Genomic DNA, 11,216 nt, shown 5'->3' with positions numbered 1-11,216 from the left:
CCCGGGACGCGGGTCCATTGCTCTATTTGGACCGGTACTACCAGCAGGAGCAGACGATCCGCCGGGTGCTCACCGAACGTTCCGGACACCACCCGAAGGTGGATCCCGCCATCGTGCGCCGCGAACTCGATCGCCTTTTCGATGCCCCGGTCGGCGCGGCCCCGGACCGTCAGCGCATCGCCGCGGCACTCGCCGCCACACATTGGACCACGGTGGTGGCGGGCGGTCCCGGTACCGGCAAAACCCACACCATCGCCCGCATCCTGGCACTGCTCGACGCGCACCAAAAGGCGCATCCGAAGCTGCCCGCGCTGCGCATCGCCATGGCCGCGCCCACCGGGAAGGCGGCCGCGCGCCTGCAGGAGGCGGTGCGCGAACAGGCCGAAGCCCTCGGACTGCCCGAGCTCACCGCGGCCACCCTGCACCGGCTCCTCGGCTGGCAGCGCGGCCGTGCGACCCGGTTCCGCTACCACGAATTCAACCGGTTGCCCTATGACGTGATCGTCGTCGACGAAACCTCCATGGTGTCGCTGACCATGATGAGCAGCCTGCTGGCCGCGCTGCGCCCGGACACCCGCTTGGTTCTGGTCGGTGATCCGGATCAGCTCGCCTCGGTCGATGCGGGCGCGGTGCTCGCCGACCTGGTCGCGGGTCCCGTTGTGGGCGAACCCAATCCGGTCCTCGAACAGGTGCTCGGTGCGGAATCGGTTGCGGCCGGGGATAATCCGGAGGCACTCACCAGACTCGAACGCGCACGTCTGCGCGGCGGTATTGTCCGATTGACCCGCGGCCGCCGATTCGGCGGCAAGATCGCCGAACTCGCGGTGGCGGTTCGTGCGGGTGACGCCGATACCGCGCTGGAGCTGCTGCGTGCGGGTGGCGATGAACTGTCGCTGTGTACCCCGGACGACGCCACGCCGGTCCGCGCCGATGTCGTGCGTGCCGCCCGCGAGGTGACCGCGGCCGCCCTCGACGGTGCCGCCGCGGCCGCGCTGACCGCCCTGGAATCCCATCGCCTCCTGTGCGCCCACCGCCAAGGCCGGTTCGGCGTCGAACGCTGGGACCGCATGGCGGCCGAATGGGCGGCCGCCGGGGGCGCGGGACCGGACACACACCAGGCCCCGTGGTATCCGGGCCAACCCCTACTGGTCACCGCCAATGACCACGAGGCCCGCATCTACAACGGCGACACCGGTGTGATCGTGCGCATGCCCGACGGCTCCCTGCGCGCGGCCCTGCAGCGCGGCAGCGAACCATATCTGGTGCACCCCACCCAATTTCCGGCCGTGGTCACCGTTTTCGCCATGACCATCCACCGCAGTCAGGGCAGCCAGTACGACACCGTCTCCGTTGTCCTGCCCGAACCCGAATCCACCCTGCTCACCAGGGAACTGCTGTACACGGCGATCACCCGTGCCCGCCGCCACGTGCGCATCATCGGCACCGACGATTCGATCCGCGCCGCCATCGACCGCCGCGTCCTGCGCGCCAGCGGGCTGTCGCGGATCCCGGAGTCACAGTGATCTCCGGCGCGCAGATGGTCGCGCCGCGCAGGGACGAATTCGTGCGCGGCGAACACGAATACGCCTGGCGGAGGGACAGTGTGACCTGGGGATCTCACGTTTCGCCCGTCCCGGGCGTCTACCCGGCGTGAGATTGCCTCCGTTCGAGGAAGTGGTGGCCGAATACGGCCCGATGGTGTTGCGTGTCTGCCGGGCCGTGCTCGGCCCGACGGATGCGGCCGACGCGTGGTCGGAGACCTTCCTGTCGGCCCTGCGCGCCTATTCCGACCTCGACCCGAACACGAATATCGAGGCATGGCTGGTCACCATCGCGCACCGGCGCGCGATCGATGTGGGGCGCGCACTGACCCGCGCGCCCGTCCCTGCCGAATCCCTGCCCGAACGCGCGGCTCCGAACGCCGACCCGGCCGGTTATGACCCCGATCTGTGGGAGGCGCTCGCGGCACTGCCGCCCAAACAGCGGCAAGCGGTGGCCTACCACTACCTGGCCGGACTACCGCACGCCGAAATCGCCGCGCTACTGGGAAATTCCACCGACGCCGCCCGCCGCGCCGCCGCGGACGGGCTCAGAACCCTACGCAAGCTCTACCCGAAGGATCGAACATGATGGCCACTATCGACCGGGATCCGGACGGCCTCTTCGACGGCCTGAATGCGAACTCCGCCGAGATCCTGTCCCACCTGCAGCGGCGGCTGGCCGCCGACGCGCAGGCCGCCGGTCTGCTCGATATCGCCTACCGCACGCTGGATACCCCCGTTGGCACCCTGCTGCTCGCGGCCACTCCCGCGGGCCTGGTGCGGGTCGCCTACCCGAACGAGAACCACGACACCGTGCTCGCCACACTCGCCCAGCGGATCAGCCCCCGGGTCCTCGCCGCCCCCGCGCGCCTGGATGCCGTGGCGCACGAGATCGAGGAGTATTTCGCCGGTGCCAGAACCCAATTCGACCTGCCGCTGGACTTGCGGCTGACCGCCGGTTTCCGCCGCCAGGTGGTCGAGCAGCTGAGCGATATCGGCTATGGGCACCGGGCGAGCTACGCCGATGTCGCTGCGGCCGTCGGCAATCCACGCGCCGTGCGCGCGGTCGGCTCGGCCTGTGCGCACAATCCGCTGCCGGTCGTGATCCCCTGTCATCGGGTGGTGCGCAGCGACGGTTCGATCGGCCAGTACGTCGGTGGTATCGCCGCCAAGAACATCCTGCTGACCCTCGAAGCGGCGTGACGGAGAGCCGATGAAAATCCTTGCCGCACTGGAAGAACGAGTCGACGCCCAACCATGGCACACGTTGCTCGAGGAGATCGATGCCTACGGCTGCGCCCAGACCGGTCCGCTGCTGACTCCGGACGAATGCGCCGAATTCACCGCTATGTGGGACGATACGGCCCGCTTCCGGTCGACGATCGATATGGCACGCTACCGTTTCGGCCGGGGCACCTACCGCTACTTCGCCGATCCGGTCCCCGAACCGATCATGCGCCTGCGCGCGGCCTTCTACCGCCGCCTGCTGCCCATCGCCCGCAGCTGGGCCGACCGGCTCGGCGACCCGACCCCATGGCCCGACGGTTTCGCGGACTGGCTCGCTACCTGCCATGCCGCGGGCCAAACGAAGCCGACACCAATTCTGTTGCGCTACACCGAAGGTGACTGGAACGCCCTGCACCGCGACCTCTACGGCGAACTCGTCTTCCCACTACAGGTCGTCATCGGCCTGGACCGCCCCGGCATCGATCACACCGGCGGCGAATTCCTCCTTGTCGAACAACGTCCCCGTGCCCAATCGAAACCCACCGTCACCATCCTGGAACAGGGCAACGCCCTCATCTTCACCACCCGAGACCGGCCGACCCCGTCCGCCCGCGGCTGGTCCCGCACACCGATCCGGCACGGCGTCAGCCGAATTCGCGGCGGCCGCCGCCACACCCTGGGCCTGGTGCTGCACGACGCCGAATGAGATGTACACCCTGACCGACGCCAACGACCGCCCGTATCCGAGCCCCACTCCGGGCCGATACGGCGGCCATCGGCGCGGCAAACTCTACGGCCGCCTCGACTGCCCCTCCGCTCTGCGCGCCCTGGCCCGCGGCCACTACCGCGCCCATCGCGTCTTCTTCGCCGATGAAGCAACCGCCATCGCTGCCGGTTACCGTCCCTGTGCTGTCTGCCTCCCCGCCGCATATGCGGTATGGAAAGCCAGCTCTGGCTCGTGATCTCACGTTTCGTCGTCAGAGAGCGTCTACCCGGTGAAAGTTCGACATCGAGGAGCAACATCATGTCCGATACCTCCACCGCACGCCTGGTGTACGGTTCGTCCCTGGGCAACCTGGTGATCGAGGCGAATCCGACCGGTGTGTCGCGGGTCGCATTCACCGATATGCAACCCGCCGAGCCGACCGGTGAAAATCCCACGGCGCGTGAACATCTCGAAGCCGTGGCAGGGCAGATCGACGAATACCTCATCGGTGAACGCCGACAGTTCAGTGTCGCAATGGATTTGACACCGATGAGCGAATTCGACCGCGAAGTATTGCTGACGCTCGAGGCCACCACGGGTTACGGCCGGACGACGACCTATGGAGCCCTGACCCGGCAACTCGGCCGCACCACCGCCGACGCCCGCAAAATCGGTGGCGCACTCGCGCGCAATCACCTGCTGATCCTGCTCCCATGCCACCGTGTTCTCGGTGCCGACGGTGCGCTGACCGGCTATGCGGGCGGCCTGCCCGCCAAGCGGGCCCTGCTCGACCTCGAATCGGCCGACCTGCTGCTGCCGCTGGGCTGACACGCCAGGACGAATGCGGGAATATCGGCCGCTGCGGTGTGATTGCATGTGGTCATGACGAGCGCGGAGTTGTTGGTCGATGCATTCGGGCGGGTCCGGGAGAATGTGCATGGCGCGGTTGCCGGGCTGCGGCAGGACGAGTTGGCGGCTCGGATGGATCCGGACGCCAACTCCATTGCCTGGCTGATCTGGCATCTGACGCGAGTCCAGGATGATCACATCGCCGATGTCGCGGGATTCGAACAGGTGTGGACGGCGGCGGGCTGGGCCAAGCGGTTCGAACTGCCCTTCGGTGATGCGGCGACCGGATACGGCCACGGCGCTCCGGAGGTCGCCGAACTCGGCCGAATCTCGGCCGAGCTGCTGTTGGGCTACTACGACGCGGTGCACGCGCAGACGATCGACTACGTCTCCGGACTGACCGACGCCGATCTGCCCCGTATTGTCGACACCCGCTGGAATCCGCCGGTCACCCTGGGCGTCCGGCTGATCAGCGTCGTCGACGACGATATCCAGCATTCCGGCCAGGCGGCGTTCATTCGCGGAGTTCTGTTGCGCCGCAGGTAGTTTCAGTACTCGTCCGGCGTCCGCCCGAACAGCAGGTCGGCGGCGCGGACGACCACGTCCTGCCGGGTGCGGTCATGGTGATCGGCCGCAAGGAAGTGTTTGCCGACCGCCAGGCAGAAGGCGAGTAGGGCGCGTGCCTCGACTTCGTCCGGATCCGAGCAGATCGCGCCGAACAGCTCGCGCGCGTACTCCATCCGGTGGTTGTCCACTCGGCGTAGCCGTTCGGCGACCGTTGGGTCGCGGCGCGCCCAGTCGCGTACGGCGAGGTCGATCGGGAGGCGCTCGTCGGAGAAGGTGAGCAGGCCCGCCCGCCGGATCTTGGTCTGCGGATCGCCGCCCTCCCGCTCGACCTGAGCGCGAACCTCATCGGTGCTTTCGCGTTCCCAGGTATCGAGCATTTCTTCGAGCAGGGCGTTGCGGTCGGCGAAGTGTCCGTAGAAGCCGCCCTTGGTGACGCCGAGCGCCTGCGCCAGGCTCTCGATGCGGACGGCGTCCGGACCGCCGCTCGATAGCGCCAGCAGACCCTGCTCGATCCAATTGCTTCGTGGGGTGCGAGTGACGGCAACCATACCTTCAGTATCGCTGACGGTGTTGACACCGGCGCAGCGCCGGTTAGGATCGAAGTATACGGCAGCGTATATTTGAAAGCTGTTGGCACATCAGCGAATTGCGAGGGCAATGGTGTCCTCGCCAACGAGAGGGGACCGTGATGACGGTCGGATTCGTCGCCTTCCACTACCCGCGAACCGAACATTTCGACGACTTCGTGGCCCGCGTGCACAAGGTCGCGGCGGCCATGCGATCGGTGCCCGGATGCCTGTCCGTGGACTGCTGGATCAGCACCGACGGTGACGACGCGGTGGTTTCGACGGGGCAGTGGGAATCCGAGGAAGCCTTCGCGGCGTCGTTCGCCGCGGTCGTGGCGGCGCAGGTCGATGTCACCTTCGATGATCGCGAACACCGTCCGCGTCAGATCTTCAAACTCGCCGCCCGGTAGCGCGCGATGGACCAGAGAGACGGAGGCGGAGCAATGCGGCTCCCGGAATCCGCGCACACCTCCCGACCTTGGCGGATCCACGACATCGCACCCGATTTCCGGATCGAGGATGTGTGGGCACTGCCGACGCCGGGCGGTCCCGACGACTTCCCGCGACTGGTGCGGCAAGTAGCCTCGGGCAAGAATTCGAGTGAATTCTCCGTCATCTACCGCGCACTCTTCGCGATCCGCTGGAAACTCGGTGCGCTACTCGGCTGGGATAAAGACGATACCGGGGTCGGGGCGCGGGTGCCGTCGCTGCATGATCGGCTGCCCGCGGATCTGCGCGATGTGCCACCCGGACCGGTATTCGAAGGTGCGCCGTTCCGCTCGGTCTACCGTACCGACAGCGAATGGGTGTCCGAGATCGCCAACCGGACCATGCACGGGGTGATGCATATCGGCTGGGTACCGGACGAAACAGGTGGCTACCGCGGCCAGATGGCCGTGTTGGTGAAGCCCAACGGCGTGTTCGGGAAGCTTTATATGGCCGGAATCCTGCCGTTCCGGTACCTGCTGGTCTACCCGGCGCTGATGCGTGGCGTCGCACGCCGGTGGCAGGCGCAGACCGACGATCCGGTTGTGGAATAACCGGATTCGACCGAACTAGACGCTCTCCGGGCGCGGACTGGTCGCGGACTGGATCTGGCTGTGCCGGAGCCGATCTCGGTACCGGGTGGGAGTCCAGGCCAGGGTTTTGCCGATCAGAACCTAGGTCTCGGCCGCGCCGAGCAGGCTGGCTGTGGCCGCCATCGAAGTCCACTTCTGCACGCTCGAATCGCATACCGAGATCGCCGACGGTGAAGTTCTTACTGTCGACAATGCGGTGCGCAACTCCGCCGCCCGCGAACGCGAATATCTTGCCGGACAAGGCGGCGTGGCGCGATAACCGGGCACTCTCACATCGTCAGCTGCCTTGCGGGATAAGGGGTGCGACGGCCTCCGCGATTTCGGTGACATTATCGCATGGGGAGAGTTTGCGAGGGTGCAGACCGCGGGGGTCGTCCACCAGGATGTAGAGGGAGCCGGATTTCATATCGATATTGACGGTGCAGCCGCCGGGGACGTCCGGGCGCGCCTCGTAGCGTAGGGCTTTGCGGCCGCCGATGGTGAGTTCGGTTGCGGTGGGGAACTTTTCGCGAACTTGGTCGAGGGTTCCATTGGTTGTCTGGACACGGAATGTGTATGCGCTCCGGGCGACGTACGAGCAGCCCTTCAATTGGAAGCTGCCCGTCGAATCCTGTTTCGGGGTGGGAGTGCGGGCATTCCACTGGTGCGCGGTCAAGAATTCGGGCGTCAGCGCGGTGCAGGGGTCGAATGCGGCAGCGGTGTTCGGAGTGCTCGACGAGGCAGTCGAAGTGCCGGGCGTTGCCGGTCCGGGTGATGTCGAGGCTGGTGTCGGCGAATTCTCCCCGCTGCAAGCCGTGAGAACAATGGCCCCTGCCGTCAGAAAGCCCACTACCGCCGAAGAGCTTTTGGCGCTGGCCCTCATATGCGGATCTCGCGCATCCGGCGGGCGAAGTCTTCGTCGGTGCGCTCGTAGGCGTCACGGATGGTCTTGAAGAGCGTCTGGATCTCCATCGCGACCGCGATGTAGTCGCCGATGGTGTCGTAGGCGTTGTTCGGGCCGCCGAATGCCTTGTCCTGGAACATTTGCACCAACTCGATGGCCGACGTCAGCCGCGGGTTGTTCTCGCCGAGGCCCCATGTCGAGCGCTCGCCGAGCGCACGCGCATCGTTCTGTGCCAAGGAGAGATCGATGATCAAATTCTGACAAGCCGCATCGATATCAACGAACGCCTGCGGTTCCATCCGCACCTTCAGCGCCCCGGTCTTCGCATCCTCGACATACCCCCCGAACGGACTGTCAACAGCCATCGCGGTCGCCCCTTCCCATGGTCCCGTCTGATAATAGAGACGCACCCGCCGACGAAACGGTTCCATCGAAACATAGATCCGCCGCGCCGGGCCTGTTGTCCGATCGACCGATGCTCACGAAGCCGATGGCGCGCGCTGCTTCTCGACCACCGTGACAACCGCCCGCTGCCGCCGACCGGCACCCGGCAGCCACCAATTCGCCCGCCCCATCAGCTTGACCAACGCGGGCACCAACAGCATCCGCACGAGCGTCGCGTCGACGATAAGGGCGATGATCATGCCGATGCCGAGGAACCGCATCGGCGTCAGCGGTGACAGCGTGAACGCGCCGGTCACGAATACGAGCAGGGTGGCGGCGGCGGTGATCACCCGCGCGGTCCGCACCGTGCCGATGCGCACCGACCACGCGGTGTCGGCCCCGGCATTGTGGGCCTCGACCATGCGCGAGAGCAGGAAAACCTCGTAGTCGGTGGACAATCCGAAGACCACCGACACGATCAGCACCACCATGCCAGCGGCTAGTGGCCCCGAGCTGATGCCGAGTGGCCCGGAGAGGTGACCGTCGTAGAAAATCCAGGTCAGAATGCCGAAGGTGGCGGCAAGACTGAGGAATGCCATCGCGACCGCCTTGAGCGGCAATACGATCGAGCGGAATGCCGCAAGCAACAGCGCCACGGTCGCGGTCACCATCACCAGCACCATCCACGGCATCCGCGACACGATCGAATCGACGCTGTCCAGGGTCGCCGCGGTATCTCCGCCGACCTGAAGTGTCATTGCCGCAGGGGGATCCAGTCCGCGAATCGCCTCGACCGCCGCGGTGGCGGTCGTGCTCCGATCCGGTGCCGTCAAGAACGCGTGCAGTACAACGAAATCCTGGTCGCGCCCGACCTGCAGCACCTGGCGTACTCCGGCCACCGCGCCGATTTCGTGGGTTGCGGATTCGACCGCCGCCACATTGGGCACGGTTCCGTCGATACCGCGCAGTACCGCGGTAATGCCGCTGCTGGCGGCGGGAAACTGCGCAGTGAGTTCCTCGACGGTCGTACGCATTTCATTGCCAGCGGGCAGCGCCCGATGGTCGACATCGCCCAGCTTCAATCCGAAAAGCGGTGTGGCGAGGGCGAGTAACAGGGCGCCGACCACCACGGTCACCATTCCCGGCCGTCGCAGCACCGCGTCCACCACACGGCCCCAAAAGCGTTCGGTCCGTTCCTGTCTACCGGCCCGCCCGATGCGGGCACCGAACAGCGCCAGCATCGCGGGCAGCACCGTGAGCGAGAGTGTGGCAGCCAACGCCACCGCCGCTATCGCGCCGAACCCCAATGACCGCAGCACCGCTTGCGGATACCCGAACGTTCCTGCGAACGCGCAGATCAGCAGCAGTGCGGAGAATGCGACGGTGCGACCGGCGGTCGCGTAGGTCCGTTCGATCGCCGTCGCGATATCGTGCCCCTCGGCGATCTCCTCGCGGAATCGGGTGACCAGGAACAGGCCGTAGTCGATGGCCATCCCGAGCCCGAGTAGCGAGGCGATATTCAGTGCGAATGTACTCACCTCGGTGAATTCGGTCAGTACTCGGATCGTGCCCATCGCACCGAGTACCGCGAGCAGTCCGACCACCACCGGCATTGCGGCGGCGACGGCTCCACCGAACAGCAACACCAGGATGAGCAGTGTGATCGGCAGCGAAATCGATTCCGCCACAATGAGATCGTGCTCGGATTGGTGGTTGATCGCAGCGGCCAGCGCACTATAGCCGGACAACTGCGTGTGGATTCCCGGAACCCGCAGTCCCGCCTCGATATCCGGGTAGGCGCGCATGCGGGCGTTATCGTCGCCAGCGGTGAACACCACCGCGAGTGCCTGCCGGTTATCGGCGGAGTGCAGCAAGCCCTTGCGCGGCGGCGCGCTGTTCCAGTACGTCTCGATCGGGCGAGCCAGCACCGTCGCATCGATCCGGCCGAGCGCCTGCTGCACGCGCGGCCCGATATCGTCGAGTGTCTGCCCGTCCGGCACGGTGTAGAGCGCGACCACATCCGGGTTCTGCGGCCCGAAGTGCTGGCGGACGAGTTGGTCGACCATTGTCGATTCGCTGTGCGGATCGCTGTATCCACCGACGCTGACCCGGTCGGTGGTGCCCGTGCCGAGCAGGCCCAGCAGCAGGACCGCACCGATGACAACGGCCAGTACTGCGCGCGGGTGTGCGTTTACCAAACGTGCGAAGGTCGTCATAGCGTCGCATTCGACAGATCGCGCTCGAGCGTGGCGGCGAGGTGATCCAGCAGCGCCTCCAGGCGCGCCTCGATGCCTTCGCCATTGCGGCACGACACCGTGATATCGGTGGTCCCGCCGTACTCCACGATGCCGAAGAGCATCGGCATGATCCCGGTGTGCTGCGGTAGCACCCGCGCCGCGGTAGCGGTGAAACCCGGCCCGCTGAGCTCGTCGAGTTCGAACCTGCCGGTATGCGACAGGGTGGCCGACACGATATTCCGGTTCAGCCGGGCTCCGACCCGATTGGCCGCCCGCAGCACTGCCCGCACAACGAAGGGTGGACAGTGCGAAAGTCCGCCATTGTCCAGTTGATTCAGCTCGCGGTTCTCCTGCAGCCCGATGCGCTTCTGCGCGTTGATGGCCTGCCAATCGTCACCCGGCTCCACATCGAGGAACAGCGGCAGCGCGAGATTGGCGGTGGAGCGCATGCCCGGTGCATGCCGCCGCATATCGACCGGAATGAGGAAGCGGGACCTGGCTCCCGCCTGGGCGGCCAGTATGGCGGCCACCCGGGCGACGGTGCCCTTGCCGGTCACGGGTATGGACCGATTACGGAGCAACCAGGGCGACGCCGCGGGGTCCTGGCGGCCGCATCCGGCCGGGGACGGGAATACCGGAAGGACGAGGGTCGGTCGCCCCGGCGCGCCGAGGCGCGCGACGAGGTCGGCATCCGCGGTGGGATCGGTAGCGCCGAATGGTTCCTCACCGCGCAATGCCCGGAACACGTCCAGGACCCACATGCGCACGCCCATACCGTCCATCGCGCCGTGGAATACCCGGAATACGATGGTGACCGGATCGCCGGTCAGCAAGAGCACCTCGCAGGTGCGGTCCGGGGTCGGCCCGATCGGGCTGTTGAGGATCGGATCATTCTCCAGCGCGGGGTAATTCAGCGTGCCGCCCGGCACGATCCGCACCAGTGCGGGGGCACCGCTGTCCACCCAGTACTTGCCATCGCGCACCAGTCGGGACCCTGGATCGGCCGCCGAAGCGATATTTACGGCCCGTTGCAATTCGGCCGCTCGGATGGGGCCCGCGCCGGGGATGGCGAGTTGCATCAGGAACGGTGGACTCAGCTCGCGCGTCGCGAAGTACAGGCGCTCGGTGGGCGAGATCGGACGCCGAAAGACGTTGTCGGTGCGCATTATTGCCTCCG

15 protein-coding genes are annotated in these 11,216 nt (G+C 66.5%); 10 read left to right on the top strand and 5 right to left on the bottom strand.

Annotated elements, in window-relative coordinates; genetic code table 11:
* The 7 genes from recD to ABZW16_RS29395 all read left to right on the top strand — a co-directional run.
* The coding region (gene recD / locus ABZW16_RS29425) for an exodeoxyribonuclease V subunit alpha (protein WP_354959323.1) at window positions 1-1,523 on the top strand (1,523 nt) is incomplete at its 5' end.
* Window positions 1,524-1,650: 127 nt separating this feature from the next.
* A complete protein-coding gene (locus tag ABZW16_RS29420) occupies window positions 1,651-2,130 on the top strand; it encodes a sigma-70 family RNA polymerase sigma factor (protein ID WP_354959322.1) in 480 nt (159 codons plus the stop codon).
* A complete protein-coding gene (locus ABZW16_RS29415) occupies window positions 2,130-2,744 on the top strand; it encodes a methylated-DNA--[protein]-cysteine S-methyltransferase (protein WP_354959325.1) in 615 nt (204 codons plus the stop codon). Before ABZW16_RS29420 ends, ABZW16_RS29415 begins: the two co-directional genes overlap by 1 nt.
* 10 nt (window positions 2,745-2,754) lie before the next feature.
* On the top strand, window positions 2,755-3,474 hold the full coding sequence (locus ABZW16_RS29410; RefSeq protein ID WP_354959321.1) for a 2OG-Fe(II) oxygenase: 720 nt from the start codon (window positions 2,755-2,757) through the stop codon (window positions 3,472-3,474).
* A gap of 1 nt (window position 3,475) precedes the next feature.
* The gene (locus ABZW16_RS29405; RefSeq protein ID WP_354959320.1) at window positions 3,476-3,730 is read left to right on the top strand and encodes an Ada metal-binding domain-containing protein; all 255 of its coding nucleotides are present in this window, start codon (window positions 3,476-3,478) and stop codon (window positions 3,728-3,730) included.
* A 62-nt stretch (window positions 3,731-3,792) separates the two neighbouring features.
* Window positions 3,793-4,302, top strand: a complete 510-nt coding sequence (locus tag ABZW16_RS29400) for a methylated-DNA--[protein]-cysteine S-methyltransferase (RefSeq protein WP_354959319.1) — start codon at window positions 3,793-3,795, stop codon at window positions 4,300-4,302.
* 54 nt (window positions 4,303-4,356) lie between these two features.
* A complete protein-coding gene (locus ABZW16_RS29395; RefSeq protein ID WP_354959318.1) occupies window positions 4,357-4,869 on the top strand; it encodes a DUF664 domain-containing protein in 513 nt (170 codons plus the stop codon).
* Between the two features lie 2 nt (window positions 4,870-4,871).
* On the opposite strand, the gene ABZW16_RS29390 is transcribed toward ABZW16_RS29395, so the two are convergent.
* Window positions 4,872-5,438 (bottom strand): TetR/AcrR family transcriptional regulator, encoded by a 567-nt coding sequence (locus ABZW16_RS29390; protein WP_354959317.1) that lies wholly within the window; start codon window positions 5,436-5,438, stop codon window positions 4,872-4,874.
* A gap of 140 nt (window positions 5,439-5,578) precedes the next feature.
* Between ABZW16_RS29390 and ABZW16_RS29385 the strand changes: the two genes are divergently transcribed.
* The 3 genes from ABZW16_RS29385 to ABZW16_RS29375 all read left to right on the top strand — a co-directional run bounded on the left by ABZW16_RS29385 (window position 5,579) and on the right by ABZW16_RS29375 (window position 6,794).
* Window positions 5,579-5,866 carry an antibiotic biosynthesis monooxygenase gene (locus ABZW16_RS29385; protein ID WP_354959316.1) on the top strand — a complete coding sequence of 96 codons (288 nt, stop codon included), beginning with the start codon at window positions 5,579-5,581 and terminating at the stop codon, window positions 5,864-5,866.
* A 33-nt stretch (window positions 5,867-5,899) separates the two neighbouring features.
* Window positions 5,900-6,496, top strand: a complete 597-nt coding sequence (locus ABZW16_RS29380; protein WP_354959315.1) for a DUF2867 domain-containing protein — start codon at window positions 5,900-5,902, stop codon at window positions 6,494-6,496.
* 151 nt (window positions 6,497-6,647) lie between these two features.
* Entirely contained in the window at window positions 6,648-6,794 is a 147-nt protein-coding gene (locus ABZW16_RS29375; RefSeq protein ID WP_354959314.1) for a hypothetical protein, read from the top strand.
* Window positions 6,795-6,812: 18 nt separating this feature from the next.
* Here the strand turns inward: ABZW16_RS29375 and ABZW16_RS29370 are convergent, their stop codons facing one another.
* The 4 genes from ABZW16_RS29370 to ABZW16_RS29355 form a co-directional block, all read right to left on the bottom strand.
* Entirely contained in the window at window positions 6,813-7,397 is a 585-nt protein-coding gene (locus tag ABZW16_RS29370) for a DUF3558 domain-containing protein (protein ID WP_354959313.1), read from the bottom strand.
* Window positions 7,394-7,783 (bottom strand): hypothetical protein, encoded by a 390-nt coding sequence (locus tag ABZW16_RS29365; protein ID WP_354959312.1) that lies wholly within the window; start codon window positions 7,781-7,783, stop codon window positions 7,394-7,396. Before ABZW16_RS29365 ends, ABZW16_RS29370 begins: the two co-directional genes overlap by 4 nt.
* Window positions 7,784-7,897: 114 nt before the next feature.
* A complete protein-coding gene (locus tag ABZW16_RS29360) occupies window positions 7,898-10,018 on the bottom strand; it encodes an MMPL family transporter (protein WP_354959311.1) in 2,121 nt (706 codons plus the stop codon).
* Window positions 10,015-11,205, bottom strand: a complete 1,191-nt coding sequence (locus tag ABZW16_RS29355; RefSeq protein WP_354959310.1) for a peptide synthetase — start codon at window positions 11,203-11,205, stop codon at window positions 10,015-10,017. The genes ABZW16_RS29360 and ABZW16_RS29355 overlap by 4 nt, the downstream gene beginning before the upstream one ends.
* Between the last annotated feature and the right edge of the window lie 11 nt (window positions 11,206-11,216).

Source organism: Nocardia sp. NPDC004604, assembly GCF_040609795.1.
Taxonomy (GTDB): domain Bacteria; phylum Actinomycetota; class Actinomycetes; order Mycobacteriales; family Mycobacteriaceae; genus Nocardia.
This window is presented reverse-complemented; position numbering and strand designations above follow the sequence as displayed.